Origin of the sequence: Geobacillus sp. GHH01 (genome assembly GCF_000336445.1) — a bacterium.
GTDB classification, from domain to species: domain Bacteria; phylum Bacillota; class Bacilli; order Bacillales; family Anoxybacillaceae; genus Geobacillus; species Geobacillus zalihae.
In genome coordinates this window covers 2951459-2967078 of sequence record NC_020210.1, presented here as the reverse complement: position 1 = coordinate 2967078, position 15620 = coordinate 2951459, and the positions used below count along the sequence as shown (strand labels likewise).

The 15620-nt window shown below is 54.9% G+C and carries 11 protein-coding genes; 8 read left to right on the top strand and 3 right to left on the bottom strand.

The genetic code is table 11. The features are described from left to right. Positions 1 to 180: 180 nt before the first annotated feature. The 6 genes from glgB to GHH_RS14565 all read left to right on the top strand — a co-directional run bounded on the left by glgB (position 181) and on the right by GHH_RS14565 (position 9407). Entirely contained in the window at positions 181 to 2193 is a 2013-nt protein-coding gene (gene glgB, locus GHH_RS14590) for a 1,4-alpha-glucan branching enzyme (protein WP_236612614.1), read from the top strand. Beyond that, positions 2075 to 3244: a glucose-1-phosphate adenylyltransferase gene (locus GHH_RS14585; protein WP_015375685.1), complete on the top strand. Its 1170-nt coding sequence runs from the start codon at positions 2075 to 2077 to the stop codon at positions 3242 to 3244. The genes glgB and GHH_RS14585 overlap by 119 nt, the downstream gene beginning before the upstream one ends. After that, positions 3241 to 4275: a sugar phosphate nucleotidyltransferase gene (locus GHH_RS14580; RefSeq protein ID WP_015375684.1), complete on the top strand. Its 1035-nt coding sequence runs from the start codon at positions 3241 to 3243 to the stop codon at positions 4273 to 4275. The genes GHH_RS14585 and GHH_RS14580 overlap by 4 nt, the downstream gene beginning before the upstream one ends. Further along, positions 4272 to 5729, top strand: a complete 1458-nt coding sequence (glgA, locus tag GHH_RS14575; protein ID WP_015375683.1) for a glycogen synthase GlgA — start codon at positions 4272 to 4274, stop codon at positions 5727 to 5729. The genes GHH_RS14580 and glgA overlap by 4 nt, the downstream gene beginning before the upstream one ends. After that, on the top strand, positions 5716 to 8130 hold the full coding sequence (locus GHH_RS14570; protein WP_015375682.1) for a glycogen/starch/alpha-glucan phosphorylase: 2415 nt from the start codon (positions 5716 to 5718) through the stop codon (positions 8128 to 8130). The genes glgA and GHH_RS14570 overlap by 14 nt, the downstream gene beginning before the upstream one ends. A 158-nt stretch (positions 8131 to 8288) precedes the next feature. Beyond that, complete coding sequence (locus GHH_RS14565; protein WP_015375681.1) at positions 8289 to 9407, top strand: RNA-guided endonuclease TnpB family protein; 1119 nt, start codon at positions 8289 to 8291, stop codon at positions 9405 to 9407. A gap of 217 nt (positions 9408 to 9624) precedes the next feature. On the opposite strand, the gene GHH_RS14560 is transcribed toward GHH_RS14565, so the two are convergent. The 3 genes from GHH_RS14560 to GHH_RS14550 all read right to left on the bottom strand — a co-directional run bounded on the left by GHH_RS14560 (position 9625) and on the right by GHH_RS14550 (position 12343). Then, positions 9625 to 10419 carry a TIGR00266 family protein gene (locus tag GHH_RS14560; protein ID WP_015375680.1) on the bottom strand — a complete coding sequence of 265 codons (795 nt, stop codon included), beginning with the start codon at positions 10417 to 10419 and terminating at the stop codon, positions 9625 to 9627. A 99-nt stretch (positions 10420 to 10518) separates the two neighbouring features. Beyond that, positions 10519 to 11328, bottom strand: a complete 810-nt coding sequence (locus tag GHH_RS14555; protein ID WP_015375679.1) for a yteA family sporulation protein — start codon at positions 11326 to 11328, stop codon at positions 10519 to 10521. Positions 11329 to 11413: 85 nt separating this feature from the next. Continuing rightward, complete coding sequence (locus GHH_RS14550; RefSeq protein WP_033026055.1) at positions 11414 to 12343, bottom strand: 1,4-dihydroxy-2-naphthoate polyprenyltransferase; 930 nt, start codon at positions 12341 to 12343, stop codon at positions 11414 to 11416. 167 nt (positions 12344 to 12510) lie between these two features. On the opposite strand from GHH_RS14550, the gene GHH_RS14545 reads away from it, so the two are divergent. Further along, positions 12511 to 13887 carry an isochorismate synthase MenF gene (locus tag GHH_RS14545; RefSeq protein ID WP_013524476.1) on the top strand — a complete coding sequence of 459 codons (1377 nt, stop codon included), beginning with the start codon at positions 12511 to 12513 and terminating at the stop codon, positions 13885 to 13887. Further along, on the top strand, positions 13880 to 15613 hold the full coding sequence (gene menD / locus GHH_RS14540) for a 2-succinyl-5-enolpyruvyl-6-hydroxy-3-cyclohexene-1-carboxylic-acid synthase (protein ID WP_015375677.1): 1734 nt from the start codon (positions 13880 to 13882) through the stop codon (positions 15611 to 15613). Before GHH_RS14545 ends, menD begins: the two co-directional genes overlap by 8 nt. Positions 15614 to 15620 lie beyond the last annotated feature (7 nt).

Here is a 15620-nt window from a genome sequence, read left to right as displayed (position 1 = left end):
TATCAACTTATATATATTATAATATAAAAATCCGCCTGTGTGCAAATGAAATTTCGACAGCGAGAAAGAGCGGTTGTTGGAATTTGTCTAAAAATATAGACGAACAATTCAAGGAATGAATCCTGCTGTTGGCGAATAGGAATCAATGTTGTGTATGGCCATCATTTTGCTTCGGAAAGGATGCGATCCAGCTTGATTGCGGCGAATCCGACAGATTTAGAAGTGTATTTGTTTCATGAAGGCCGTTTGTATCAAAGTTATGAGTTGTTCGGCGCTCATGTCATCCGCGACGGCGGAGCGGTCGGCACTCGCTTTTGCGTGTGGGCGCCCCATGCGCGGGAAGTCCGTCTTGTCGGCAGTTTCAACGATTGGAATGGGGCGAATTCCCCCCTGACGAAGGTGAACGACGAAGGGGTATGGACGATCGTTGTTCCAGAAAACTTGGAAGGGCATCTCTATAAATATGAGATCATCACACCGGATGGCCGTGTTCTGTTGAAAGCCGACCCGTACGCCTTTTACTCCGAATTGCGCCCTCATACCGCCTCGATTGTCTACGATTTGAAAGGATACCAGTGGAATGATTCATCTTGGCAGCGGAAGAAACGGCGAAAGCGGATTTATGACCAACCGATGGTCATTTATGAACTTCATTTCGGTTCGTGGAAAAAGAAACCGGACGGCCGCTTTTATACGTACCGTGAGATGGCCGACGAACTCATTCCGTACGTGCTGGAGCGCGGATTTACGCACATTGAGCTGCTTCCGCTTGTCGAGCATCCGCTCGATCGTTCGTGGGGATATCAAGGGACCGGCTATTATTCGGTGACAAGCCGCTATGGCACGCCGCACGATTTCATGTATTTCGTCGACCGCTGCCATCAAGCGGGGCTTGGCGTCATCATCGACTGGGTGCCGGGGCATTTTTGCAAGGACGCCCACGGGCTGTACATGTTTGACGGCGCACCGACGTATGAATACGCGAATGAAAAAGACCGAGAAAATTACGTCTGGGGGACGGCGAATTTTGACTTGGGCAAGCCGGAAGTGCGCAGTTTTCTGATCTCCAATGCGTTGTTTTGGCTGGAGTATTACCATGTGGACGGGTTTCGCGTCGATGCGGTCGCCAATATGCTTTATTGGCCGAACAATGACCGGCTCTATGAAAATCCGTATGCGGTCGAGTTTTTGCGCCAGTTGAATGAGGCGGTGTTTGCCTATGACCCGAACGTCTTGATGATCGCTGAAGATTCGACCGACTGGCCTCGGGTGACCGCGCCGACGTACGATGGCGGCCTTGGGTTTAACTACAAGTGGAACATGGGCTGGATGAACGACATGCTGAAGTATATGGAAACGCCGCCGCATGAGCGGAAATACGCCCATAACCAAGTCAGTTTTTCCCTCCTTTATGCGTATTCGGAAAATTTCATTTTGCCATTTTCCCATGATGAAGTTGTGCATGGCAAAAAATCGCTGCTCAATAAAATGCCTGGGTCGTACGAAGAGAAGTTCGCCCAGCTGCGCCTATTGTATGGCTACATGATGGCCCACCCTGGGAAAAAGCTGCTGTTTATGGGCAGTGAGTTTGCCCAGTTTGATGAATGGAAGTTTGAGGGAGAGCTCGACTGGGTGCTGTTCGATTTTGAATTGCACCGGAAAATGGACGAATATGTGAAGCAGCTGATCGCCTGCTATAAACGGTATAAGCCGTTTTACGAGCTTGATCATGATCCGAGGGGGTTTGAATGGATTGACGTTCATAATGCCGAGCAAAGTATTTTCTCATTCATCCGCCGGGGGAAAAAAGAAGGTGATGTGCTGGTCATTGTTTGTAATTTCACAAATCAGGCGTATGACGATTACAAAGTCGGCGTGCCGCTTTTGGCGCCGTACCGCGAAGTGCTTAACAGCGATGCAGCGGAGTTTGGCGGATCAGGGCATGTCAATTCGAAGCGGCTTTCCGCTTTCCATGAGCCGTTTCATGGAAAACCGTACCATGTGCGCATGACGATTCCGCCGTTTGGCATTTCCATTTTGCGGCCAGTGCAAAAACGAGGGGAGAGAAAGCAGAATGAAGAAGAAGTGCATCGCCATGTTATTGGCCGGCGGGCAAGGAAGCCGGCTTCGCTCGCTGACGAAAAACATCGCGAAACCAGCCGTGCCGTTTGGGGGGAAGTACCGGATCATTGATTTTACGTTGAGCAATTGCACGAACTCGGGCATTGACACAGTCGGGGTGTTGACCCAATATCAGCCGCTTCTTTTGCACTCGTACATCGGCATCGGAAGCGCATGGGATTTAGATCGAAGAAACGGGGGCGTCACCGTCCTTCCCCCTTACTCCGCCTCTTCCGGCGTCAAATGGTACGAAGGCACAGCGAACGCCCTTTATCAAAATATGAATTATATTGAACAGTACGACCCGGATTACGTTCTCGTGCTGTCTGGCGATCATATTTACAAGATGGATTACCAGCAGATGCTCGACTACCATATCGCCAAACAGGCGGATGCAACGATTTCCGTCATTGAAGTGCCGTGGGAAGAGGCGAGCCGATTCGGCATTATGAACACGAATGAAAACATGGAGATTGTCGAATTTGCCGAAAAGCCGGCCAATCCGAAAAGCAATTTGGCATCGATGGGCATTTACATTTTCAATTGGCCGTTATTGAGGGAGTATTTGCAAATCGACAACGCCGACCCGCATTCGTCGCACGACTTCGGCAAAGATGTGATTCCGCGGCTGCTTCGGGAGAACAAGCGGCTCGTGGCCTATCCGTTCAAAGGCTATTGGAAAGATGTCGGCACCGTCAAAAGCTTGTGGGAAGCCAACATGGATTTGCTCGATGAACACAATGAACTTGACTTGTTTGACCGCTCGTGGCGCATTTATTCGGTCAACCCGAACCAGCCGCCGCAATACATCGCTCCCGAGGCGGAAGTGAGCGATTCTCTCATCAATGAGGGATGCGTCGTGGAAGGAACGGTGGAGCGCTCAGTGCTGTTTCAAGGCGCCCGCATCGGCAAGGGAGCGGTTGTGAAAGAATCCGTCATTATGCCAGGGGCAACAGTTGGTGAAGGAGCGTATGTCGAGCGAGCGATCGTCACTCCGGAGATCGTCATCCCGCCGCATTCGACTGTGAGCCCGGGCGATGCTGATGATGACGTCGTGCTCGTAACGACCGAGTGGATCAAGCAACGGAATAAGGACACCGCAAGGAAGGATGGAGCACAATGAACAACAACATGATGTTGGGCGTCATCGACGCGACCACGTATATGGAGGCGTTAGCGCCGCTTGTCGAGCAACGCTCAATCGCAGCGGTGCCGTTTGCCGGGCGGTATCGGCTCATTGATTTCGTGCTTTCAAGCATGGTCAACTCCGGCATTGAAAGCGTCGCGATTTTTCCGAAATACCAATATCGGTCGCTGATGGACCATTTAGGATCAGGGAAGAATTGGGATTTAAACCGAAAGCGGGACGGATTGTTTTTCTTCCCATCGCCGGACTTGTTGTTTTCCGGTGAGCGCCGGGTCGGGGCGTTTGCCCATTTTGAGCAGCATATCGACTATTTTTTGCGGAGCCGGCAAAAGTATGCGGTCATCGTCAATAGCTACACGGTGTGCAACATCGACTTTGACGCCGTCCTCGAGCGCCATATCGAACGCGGCTGCGATGTGACGCGAATTTGCCATCGCGGCGAGCCGCTGGAGATGTACGTGTTGGAGACGTCTCTTCTGCTTGATTTGATCGCCGGCTACAAAGACCACGGCTATCGGAGCATCGTCGATGTCATTCATGACGACCGCCATTCGCTGTCCATTTGCGACTATGAATACAGCGGGTATGCGGCCGTCATCGATTCGCTCGCCCGCTATTTTCAGGCAAGCATGGAGCTGCTTGACCGAAGCGCTTGGGAGCAGCTTTTTCTTCCATCGCGGCCGATTTATACGAAAGTGAAAGACGAGCCGCCGACGAAATACCGCCGGGAAGGGAATGTGAAGCGCTCGATGATCGCCAACGGCTGCGTCATTGAAGGAACGGTGGAAAACAGCGTCCTGTTTCGTTCCGTGAAAATCGGCAAAGGAGCCGTTGTGAAGAACAGCATCGTGATGCAAAAATGCCAAATCGGCGATGGTTGTGTGCTTGATGGCGTCATCGTCGACAAAGACGCGAAAATCGAACCGGGGGTCGTTTTGCAAGGGACGGCGGAGCGGCCGTTTGTCGTTCGCAAAGGAACGGTGCAAGGGGAGGTCGTGAATCGATGAACGTGCTGTTTGCCGTATCAGAATGCGCCCCGTTTGCCAAATCGGGAGGATTGGCCGACGTCGCCGGCGCGCTGCCGAAAGAGCTGCGCCGGCTTGGCGTCGATGTCCGCGTCATGTTGCCCAAGTATGAAACAATCGCTTCAAAGTGGAAAGAACGAATGGACAAAGTGGCGGAGTTCGTCGTGCCAGTCGGGTGGCGCCGCCAGTATTGCGGCGTTGAGGAGCTCGAGCATGACGGGGTCGTCTATTACTTGATCGACAACGAATACTATTTCAAACGGCCGCAGCTGTACGGCCATGATGACGACGGCGAGCGGTTCGCTTATTTTTGCCGGGCGGTGCTGGACGCGCTTCCGGCGATTTCGTTTCAGCCCGACATCATTCATTGCCATGACTGGCACACCGGCATGATTCCGTTTTTCTTGCGCGAGCAATACCGTCATGATCCGTTTTATGCGGATATCTGCACGATCTTTACGATTCACAACTTGCAGTTTCAAGGGCTGTTTCCGCGCGGGATTTTAGAGGATTTGTTGAATTTGGACGGACGGTATTTCACCGTCGACCATCTCGAGTTTTACGGAAGCGTCAGCTTTATGAAAGGGGCGCTTGTCGCCTCCGATTTGATTACGACGGTCAGCCCGACGTACAAAGAAGAGATTCAAACCGCTTATTACGGCGAGCGGCTTGACGGGCTGTTGCGGGCGCGGCGGGATGATTTGCTTGGCATTTTAAACGGCATTGACGACGAGTTTTACAACCCGGAAACCGATCCGTTTTTGGCGGCGACCTATAGCGTACATACGCGGGAAAGAAAAAAACTCAACAAGCGCGCCCTGCAGCGGCGGTTCGGTCTGCCAGAGCGGGATGATGCGCCCGTTGTCGCGATGGTGACGCGAATGACGGCGCAAAAAGGGCTCGATTTAGTCACGTGCGTCTTCCATGATCTGATGCAGGAAGAGATGCAGCTTGTTGTGCTTGGAACGGGGGATTGGCGGTTTGAACAGTTTTTCTCGCAAATGGCGGCGGCCTATCCGGACAAAGTCGGGGTGTACATCGGCTTTCACGAACCGCTCGCCCATCAAATTTATGCGGGCGCGGACTTGTTTTTAATGCCGTCGTTGTTTGAACCGTGCGGGCTGAGCCAAATGATCGCGCTTCGGTATGGGACGATTCCGATCGTTCGGGAAACGGGCGGGCTGAACGATACGGTGCAATCGTACAATGAATTCACAGGAGAAGGGAACGGGTTCAGCTTTACGAACTTTAACGCCCACGACATGTTGTACACGATCCGCCGGGCGCTGTCGTTTTACCGCCAGCCGTCTGTCTGGGAGCGGCTCATGGAGCGGGCGATGCGCGGCGATTACAGCTGGCGCCGGTCGGCGAGGGAGTATCGAAAAGCGTACGAACAGCTGAACAAAAAGGGGGAAGACGCGCTTGTTCGCGGATAAAGAAACGTTTCAACGGGCGTTTGTGACGCGGGTCGAGGCGTTGTGCGGCAAACCGTTTGCCGAATCGACGGCGCGCGATCATTATCATGTCCTTGGCCATATGGTGCGCGAACATATCAGCCGCCATTGGATCGCGACGAACGAGCGCTGCCGGGCGGAGCGGCGGAAGCAGGTGTACTATTTGTCGATCGAGTTTTTGCTCGGCCGTTTGCTCGGAAGCAACTTGTTAAACCTCGGCGTCCGCCCGATGGTCGAAGAGGGGCTTCGCGAGCTCGGCATCCGCCTTGAGGACATTGAGGAATGCGAAGCGGACGCCGGGCTCGGAAACGGCGGGCTCGGGCGGCTCGCCGCCTGTTTTCTTGACTCGCTCGCCACATTGAATTTGCCGGGCCACGGCCACGGCATTCGCTATAAACACGGGCTGTTTGACCAAAAAATCGTTGACGGCTATCAAGTCGAGCTGCCGGAGCAATGGCTGCGAAACGGGAACGTTTGGGAAATCCGGAAAGAAGAGCTGGCGGTCGAAGTTCGCTTCTGGGGAAGGGTCGAGGTGTCGGAACAAAACGGCCGCCTTGTGTTCCGCCATGTCGACAGCGAAAACGTGATGGCTGTGCCGTACGATATGCCGGTCATCGGCTTCGGGACGAACACGGTCAACACGCTCCGGCTTTGGAGCGCCGAGCCGGCGAAAACGTTCCCGCTTCATAAAGATGTGATGCAATACAAGCGGGAGACGGAAGCCATTTCGGAGTTTTTGTACCCGGACGATACGCACGATGAAGGCAAACTGCTCCGGTTAAAGCAGCAGTATTTTCTCGCCGCCGCCAGCCTCGGTAGCATCACTCGCTCCCATCGCCGCCAGCACGGGAGCTTGCGCCGCCTCCATGAATATGTCGCCATTCATATCAACGACACGCACCCGGTGCTCGCGATTCCGGAGTTGATGCGCATTTTGCTCGATGAGGAAGGGATGAGCTGGGAAGAGGCTTGGCACATTACGACCCATACGATCGCGTACACGAATCATACGACGCTGGCGGAAGCGTTGGAGAAATGGCCGATTCGTCTGTTTCAGCCGCTGTTGCCGCGCATTTATATGATCGTCGAGGAAATCAACGAACGGTTTTGCCGCGAGCTGTGGGAACGTTATCCCGGCGATTGGGGGCGGATTGAACAAATGGCCATCGTCGCCCACGGGATGGTGAAAATGGCGCACTTGGCCGTCGTTGCGAGCCATAGCGTCAACGGCGTGGCGAAACTGCATACGGAGATTTTGAAACAGCGGGAGATGCGCTTGTTTTACGAATGGGCGCCGCACAAGTTCAACAACAAAACGAACGGGGTGACGCACCGGCGCTGGCTGTTGAAAGCCAACCCTGAGCTGTCGGCGTTGATTACGGAAACGATTGGTCCGCGCTGGATCCGCGAGCCGGAAGCATTGATTGAGCTGAAGTCTTATGCTTCCGATCCGGCGTTTCAGCAGGCGTTGGCTGCGGTCAAACAGCAGCGGAAGCTGAAGCTTGCCAAGCGCATTTCGGAAAAAACGGGCATTGTTGTCGACGAATCGTCGATATTTGATGTCCAAGTGAAACGGCTGCACGCTTATAAACGGCAGTTGTTAAACGTTTTGCACATTATGCATTTATACAATCGGCTGAAAGAGGATTCACACTTCTCGATTTATCCGCGCACGTTCATTTTCGGAGCGAAAGCGTCGCCAGGCTATTACTACGCCAAGCGGATCATTAAGCTCATCCATTCCGTTGCCGACAAGGTGAACAACGACAACCAGGTAAATGAACAGCTGAAAGTCATTTTTTTGGAAAATTACCGCGTATCGCTCGCGGAAGAAATCATTCCGGCCGCCGATGTGAGCGAACAAATCTCAACAGCCAGCAAAGAAGCGTCCGGGACGGGCAACATGAAGTTTATGATGAACGGCGCCGTTACGCTTGGCACGCTGGATGGAGCGAACGTCGAAATCGCGGAAGCCGTCGGGGAGGAAAACATGTTTTTGTTCGGGCTGACGGCCGATGAAGTGCTCCGCTACTACGAACACGGAGGCTATCGGGCGCATGAGTATTACCATCATGACAAACGGATCAAACAAGTTGTCGACCAGCTTGTCAACGGCTTTTTCCCTGATGTCGGCGACTACTTTGAGCCGATTTACGACTCGCTGTTGGCGCAAAACGACGAATATTTTGTGCTGCGCGACTTTGCCGCCTACGCCGAGGCGCACGAGCGAGTTGAGGCCGCTTACCGCGATCCGGCGCGCTGGTGGCGGATGAGCGCCGTCAACATCGCCCATTCCGGCCGTTTCGCCAGCGATCGGACCGTAGCGGAATACGCGGCCGAAATTTGGGGTCTTTTGCCGTCGGGGGAACGTTTCTCAACTTAGGAAAGGACGTTGGAAAGGACGTTTTTGGGTTGCTTTTTCATCGTCTTTGGCGAGGAGACCCCCACTTCAACGACCAAAGGGAGTAAGTGGGGGAGGAATCGCTTTTTTGTGTTTTTGTATCACTAAAAAATATATTTAGTGAAAGAGAGGTGAGACAAATGGACATGACGTTAACAGCCAAAATCAAAATTTACCCAACAGCGGAACAAGCAGAAGTATTGAAAGCCACCCTTTCCGCCTATCGACAAGCGTGCAACGCTGTGTCTGTTGTGATTTTTGACACAAAAGTGCTTGCACAAGCCAAGTTACACGACATGACCTATCGTCTACTTCGATCAAACTACGCTTTGCGTTCGCAAATGGCGCAATCTGTGATTAAAACGGTTATCGCTAGATACCGTTCCCTAAAAAGCAATGGTCATGAATGGACATTGGTTCGCTTTAAAAAGCCTGAATATGATCTCGTTTGGAATCGAGATTACTCCATTGTTCAAGGGTTATTTTCTGTCAATACACTAGAAGGACGAATCAAAGTGCCATTCGAACCAAAAGGCATGGAGCCATATTTTGATGGCTCATGGACGTTTGGCACAGCCAAACTCGTCTACAAGCATAACAAATTCTTTTTGCACATCCCCATGACCAAAACAATTCCAACCGTAGATGAACACAACATTCGCCAAGTGGTCGGTGTTGATGTAGGGGTTAACTTTCTTGCAACAGCTTATGATTCGCAAGGGAAAACGATCTTTTTTAACGGACGAAAAATCAAGCATATGCGTGCCAAGTACAAACGAATGCGAAAAACCCTCCAGCAAAAAGGGACGGCTTCTGCGCGTCGGAAGTTGAAAACAATCGGACAACGAGAAAACCGTTGGATGACGGATGTGAACCATGCTGTCACGAAGGCACTCGTTCGTCAATATGGAGAACGTACCCTTTTTGTATTAGAAGATTTAACAGGCATTCGTGAAAAAACAGAACGTGTATGGATCCATGACCGATATGAAACCGTATCGCGGGCTTTCTATCAGTTCCGTCAACTGTTAGAGTATAAGGCACGTTTGCATGGGTCAAAAGTGATGGTGGTTGCTCCGCATTACACCTCTTTGACATGTCCAAAGTGCGGGCATACGGAAAAAGCCAATCGAAACAAGCGTACACACACCTTTTGTTGCCGAACATGCGGATACACCTCAAACGATGACCGCATTGGTGCCATGAACCTTCAACGAAAAGGAATAGAGTACATCGTTGAAGGAACGACACAGGCATGACCTGCGTCGTTGGGCAGTTGTCAACCTGCCCCTGATGCAACCCCAAGTCAAGGAAGGAGGACCAAGTCCGCTCGCACTTCTGGGGAGTTGCAAGCCCCCACTTCAAGCGTTAGCGAAGTGGGGGCAGTTGACTCAATCATCGTCCTTTTAGGGAATTTCGAGGGAGAAGGCATAAAAGCAAAAGGGCGTTCCGTTTGGCCGGAGCGCCCTTTCTCGCTTAGTCGTCGCCGTCGAGCCAGTCGCCGATGCCGCCGAGGATGCTGCCTTCGCCGACCGACCGTCCGCCGGCGCTCGGGGCGGCAGCGAGGACGCGGTCAGCGAGCCGGCTGAACGGAAGCGACTGCACCCACACTGCTCCCGGACCGGTGACGGTGGCCAAAAACAATCCTTCGCCGCCGAAGAAGGCGGTTTTGATGCTGCCGACATATTCAATATCGTAGTTGACGTCTTTCGTCATGGCGACAAGGCAGCCGGTGTCAATGCGAAGCGTTTCCCCGGGCTGCAAGTCGCGGCGGTGGATCGTTCCGCCGGCGTGCAAAAAGGCAAGCCCGTCACCTTCCAACTTTTGCATAATAAACCCTTCGCCGCCGAAAAAGCCAGCGCCGAGTTTGCGCTGAAACTCAATGCCGACGGAGACGCCTTTTGCCGCACACAAAAAGGAGTCTTTTTGGCAGATGAGCTTCCCGCCAAGTTTGCTCAAATCGACCGGGATGATTTTTCCCGGATACGGAGCGGCGAAGGCGACGCGGCGCTTGCCGCTTCCTTGGTTGGTAAACACGGTCATGAACAAGCTTTCGCCGGTGAGCAGCCGCTTCCCCGCGCCGACAAGGCGGCCAAGCAGCCCTTTTCCGGACGAGGAGCCGTCGCCAAATACGGTTTCCATGACGATGCCGTCATCCATCATCATCATCCCGCCCGCTTCCGCGACCACGCTTTCGTATGGGTCGAGCTCGATTTCGACAAACTGCATGTCATCGCCGTACAGCCGGTAATCGATCTCATGTGCGTTCATCATTTCGCCTCCATTAGGATCATATAACGTTCTGCTCTGTACTACGGAAAACGGCATTGGCCTGTTTCACAAAAAAGACCATCTTGCCGATGGCCTTTTTCATGGAGTCGTTTCCCCAAAATGCTGCTGGGACGGTCTTTCATCGTACCGGCGGTAGCTGTCTTTCGATGTATACGGGTCTTTTTCATACGCCGGCAAATCGCCGATGTTCGACATGATGCCTTCGTCATCCAATATGTTTTCCAGCAGCTCATGCTCCCGTGTCGGGTACACACGTACGCGTTGGCCATGCAAATCGACGGCCGCGAAATTTTCCAAGTCTTCGACATAGCCGACGTTCTCTTCCGACTCGGCATACACTTCGCTGTAGGAATCGACGTTTTTGCCAAGGTCCGAAGGGGTGTCGGACGTGCCGTAGCGGGCTGCTTCCTGCCATGCATCTTCCGCGTCGTAAGCGACCGATTCCGCGCGGTCATCGAAATCGAATTTGCCAAACGGCGGCATCAGCACGCCCTCTTCAAGCGGCCGCTTTTGCGACACCGTTTGATCCGGGCTGTGCTCACGGCAGTAGAGTGTTGTCGGCAGCGCCTCGAGCCGTTCGTATGGGATCGGACGACCGCATACGCAGCACGTTCCGTATGTGCCGTCGACGATGGCGCCAAGCGCCTGTTCAATCTCGCGAAGTTCGCGCTCGGCATGCTCCTTTAGGGCGAGATCTTTTTCCCGCTCATACAGCTCTGTCGCCTCATCGGCCGGATGGTTGTCGTAGCTCGCCAGCTCACCGACCGCATCGTGGGCGTGGCTGCGGATCATGCCGAAATGGTCGTTTTGCTTCAGCCGGTCTTCCGTCTCCCGTTTCATGTCGAGCAGTCTTGAGCGGAGGGCGGCAAGCTGTTCGTTCGTCAGCATCAGTCGCAATCCCTTCCTTCGCAGTAGCGTCTATATGGTGTAGTATGGGCGAAAATCAAAAAAAAACACGGTCATGTTGACCGTGTTACAGCCAATGGGCAATGAGCAAGCCAGCGGCGAGCAAAAAGCCGAACTGTGTATTCGTTTGCGCCGTCGCCTTCATGGCCGGCATCATCTCGATCGGCTTGATTTTGCCGATAAATCCGCGCGTCGCCGCAACCGCTTTCGGGATGCTCAACAGCGCAAGCAGCGCCCAAGGCGGAACGATGTGAAACAGAACGAGGGCGGCCGTCCAAAGAAAGGCAACGGCGAACATGGCAGCGAGCAGGCGGATGGCCCAGTTGCGGCCGATCAAAATCGCGAGCGTCTTTCGCCCTTTTTCACGGTCGCCGTCCAAGTCGCGAATATTGTTCGCCAGCAAAATGGCGCCGACCAAAATCGCGATCGGAATGGCGGTGAGCACGGCGCCGCCGCTGATATAGCCTGTTTGGATGAAAAATGAAATCAAAATAATGACAAAGCCCATAAAAAACCCAGCCGCCAGTTCGCCAAACGGCGTATAGGCGATCGGAACCGGCCCTCCGGTGTAAAAATAACCGGCCGCCATGCAAATCGTTCCGACAACGGCGAGCCACCAGCTGCTTTCGGCGCAAATGTAGACGCCGATGAGCATAGCCAACCCAAGACAGCCAACCGCCAACGCCAGCACCGTTTTCGGCTTGAGGCCGTCGCGGACGATGGCGCCGCCGATGCCGACCGATTCCGCGGAATCGAGGCCGCGTTGATAATCGTAGTATTCGTTGAACATGTTCGTCGCGGCTTGAATCAACAAAGAGGCGATCATCATCGCGGCAAACAGCAGCCAATTGACAGACGTTTCGCCCATCGCCAGCACCGTGCCGACGCATACGGGCACAAACGCCGCCGTCAACGTATGCGGGCGCGTCAGCCGCCAAAAGACGCGCCAGTCGCGGCGCGCCGGCGGGCGATGGTCCATATGTGTGAATGATTGCATATTCATTCCCCTTAGATTCTGTGAAAATGTCATTCGTTTATGTCCAAAATAAGTGTAGGCAAACGTTGAAAGCATGTCAACCCTTCCCGATAGATAAATGATTTCCTATTATATATAATGGGAAGTGGGGATGGAGGGGGAATTTTACGACAGAAAGCGTGAGGAACGTGGCGATTGGATTTCGACATCACCTGCAGCAACAATTGCATAGATTGGCGGTGAATGCAGGGCGGCCGTTTGTCAGCTGGACGGAACCGTGGGAGGGCGTTGATCCGGTTTCTTTTTTTATGCAAGGGCCGTCATGCGGCTTCCGCGAACGGTTTTTTTGGGCGGATCGAACCGGAGGCACGATATTGGTCGGCCTCGGCTCCGTTTATGCGATCGAAACGGAGAAGGCCGACAGCCGGTTTGATGACGTGGAAGCGGGCCGGCGCCGATGGGAGAAGGAGATGGAGCCATACGGCGCGGCCGATGCGCCGCCGTTATTGTTTGGCGGATTTTCGTTTGACCCCTATCGGCCGGGCACCGACATGTGGCGCGGCTTTCCGGCCGGGAAGCTCGTGGCGCCGGCCGCGCTTCTTGCCGTAAGAAACGGCAAAACGACGTTGACCGTCACCGTCCCAACGGACAAAAGAGGACGGGACTGGGAGCGGGTCGGGCGCTTGCTTGAGCGGATCAGCGACCCTATGGCCGCTCCAAAGCGGCTTCCGCGCCTTGTGTCAGACGAAGAAGAAGAGAAAGAACGATGGTTGGCGGCTGTTCGCGAAGCGATCGCCTCGATTCGGGCGGGGGCGTTGGACAAGGTGGTGCTCGCCCGCGCTCGGCGCCTGGCGTTTGCCAAAACGGTGGATGCCGCGGCCGTACTCCAGCGGCTTCGCGAGCAGCAGCCGTTTGCTTACATTTTTGCGTTTGAACAGGACGGCCGCTGTTTTATCGGGGCTTCCCCTGAGCAGCTTGTCCAAAAAGAAGGGAAAATGTGCCGGTCGGTTTGCCTCGCCGGATCGGTGCGCCGCGGGGCCGCTATGGAGGAAGACGAGCGGCTTGGCGCTTGGCTGCGGGCAGATCGAAAAAACAACGAAGAACATCAGTTTGTTGTGCAAATGATCGGTCGCTTGTTTTCTTCCGTCTGCGAGACGGTCGAGATGCCGCCCGCGCCGCAGCTGCTCAAGCTGCCGCACATCCAGCATTTATGCACTCCGGTTGTCGGCCGTGGCTGCCGCGAGCGCTCGGTGCTCCGCTTAGTGGAAATGATGCATCCGACACCCGCGCTCGGCGGAACGCCGCGCGATCGGGCGCTGGAGGTGATCCGCGCCCTTGAGCCGCTTGACCGCGGATGGTATGCAGCGCCGATCGGCTGGGTGGATGGCGAAGGCAATGGGGAATGGGCGGTCGCCATTCGCTCCGCCTTGCTCGCCGGGAAGGAAGCCATGCTGTTTGCCGGCTGCGGCATTGTCGCCGATTCCGACCCAAACAGCGAATATGAAGAGACAAATGTGAAAATGGCTCCGATGTTATCGGCGTTGGGAGTGATGAACGATGGCTGATGCCTTGTCTGTTTATGTAGCGGCATTGGTGGACGGATTGGCGCAGGCCGGGGTGGCGGAGGCGGTGATCAGCCCCGGTTCGCGCTCGACGCCGCTTGCGATGGCGATGGCGGCCCACCCTGGCCTTCGACTATATATGAATATCGATGAGCGGTCGGCCGCGTTTTTCGCCCTCGGCTTGGCGAAAGCGAAGCAGCGTCCGGTCGCGCTCGTATGCACGTCCGGAACGGCGGCGGCCAACTATGGGCCCGCGGTTGTCGAGGCATACTATTCGCGCGTGCCGCTCGTGGTGCTGACGGCCGACCGGCCGCATGAACTGCGCGATGTCGGGGCGCCGCAGGCGATTGATCAGCTGCACTTATACGGACGCTACGCCAAGTGGTTTGTGGACTTGGCGCTGCCGGAAGAGGCGGATGATATGCTGCGATACGCGCGGACGATGGCGGCAAGAGCCGTCCAAACGGCCGCCGGTGCACCGTGCGGGCCTGTGCATGTGAACGCGCCGTTTCGCGAGCCGCTTGTCCCGCATATCGATGAGGCGGTTTGGGAGCGGGTGCGGTCCGTTTCGAGAGCGCCGCAAGTATGGCGCGGCCGCCCAGCGCTGCCGCAAGAGAGCGTATCGGCGCTGTATGAGCAGCTGTCGGCGGCGGAACGCGGGTTGATCGTCTGCGGGCCGCTCGATCGCCCTGGGTTTGCCGAGGCGGTCACCGAGTTGGCGCGGGCGCTTGATTTTCCGATTTTGGCCGATCCGCTTTCCCAGTTGCGCGCCGGTACGCATGACAAAACGTACGTGCTGGACAGCTATGACGCCATATTGCGGGAGGAAACCGCCGCTTCCAAGCTTGTTCCGGATGTGGTGCTTCGGTTCGGCGCCATGCCGGTGTCGAAGCCGCTCTTTTTATGGCTCAAGCGCCATCGCGCGATTCGTCAAATTGTTGTCGACGACGGCGGCTGGCGTGATCCGACGTTGTCCGCGGACAGCTTCGTTCAGAGTGATGAATGGATTCTTTGCCGCCAGCTTCTTGAATGGGCGAAACCGAAAGAAAACAAAAGCGCGTGGTCGGCGATATGGCGCGAGATGAACGCGATCGCCCGCGCGGCGCTTGAGCGCCATCTGCCGAAAGAAGAATGGTTTGAAGGGAACGTGTTCACGGAGCTTGCCGATTTGCTTCCAGCCGGGGCGGCGCTGTTTGTCGGCAACAGCATGCCGATTCGCGATGCGGATACGTTTCTCTTTGCGACGGACAAGCCGCTTCGCGTTTTGGCCAACCGCGGCGCCAACGGCATTGACGGAGTCGTCTCGAGCGCCTTGGGCGCAAGCGTTGCCGCGAACCCGCTTGTGCTGGTGATCGGCGACTTGTCGTTTTACCACGATTTAAATGGCTTGTTGGCGGCGAAGATGCATTCGTTGTCAGCTACCATTGTGTTGTTGAACAACAACGGCGGCGGCATTTTCTCGTTTTTGCCGCAGGCGCGCCATAAAGGGGCGTTTGAAACGCTGTTTGGCACGCCGACGGATTTGTCGTTTGCCCACGCCGTCGAGATGTACGGCGGCCGCCATACGGTGCCGCACAATTGGGCGGAGTTCCGCCGCCATGTATCGGAATCGCTGTCGTCAGGCGGGCTTCATGTCATTGAAGTGCGCACGTCGCGCGCGGAAAATGTCCGAATGCATCGATTGTTGTGGAACGAGGTTGCCCGGGAAATCGCGAAATGTCTCGAATGAAGAGGAT

Coding starts and splice junctions, on each gene's coding strand:
- glgB (WP_236612614.1), top strand. CDS start 181: ATGCGATCCAGCTTGATTGCGGCGAATCCGACAGATTTAGAAGTGTAT.
- GHH_RS14585 (WP_015375685.1), top strand. CDS start 2,075: ATGAAGAAGAAGTGCATCGCCATGTTATTGGCCGGCGGGCAAGGAAGC.
- GHH_RS14580 (WP_015375684.1), top strand. CDS start 3,241: ATGAACAACAACATGATGTTGGGCGTCATCGACGCGACCACGTATATG.
- glgA (WP_015375683.1), top strand. CDS start 4,272: ATGAACGTGCTGTTTGCCGTATCAGAATGCGCCCCGTTTGCCAAATCG.
- GHH_RS14565 (WP_015375681.1), top strand. CDS start 8,289: ATGGACATGACGTTAACAGCCAAAATCAAAATTTACCCAACAGCGGAA.
- GHH_RS14560 (WP_015375680.1), bottom strand. CDS start 10,419: ATGAACGCACATGAGATCGATTACCGGCTGTACGGCGATGACATGCAG.
- GHH_RS14555 (WP_015375679.1), bottom strand. CDS start 11,328: ATGCTGACGAACGAACAGCTTGCCGCCCTCCGCTCAAGACTGCTCGAC.
- GHH_RS14550 (WP_033026055.1), bottom strand. CDS start 12,343: ATGCAATCATTCACACATATGGACCATCGCCCGCCGGCGCGCCGCGAC.
- menD (WP_015375677.1), top strand. CDS start 13,880: ATGGCTGATGCCTTGTCTGTTTATGTAGCGGCATTGGTGGACGGATTG.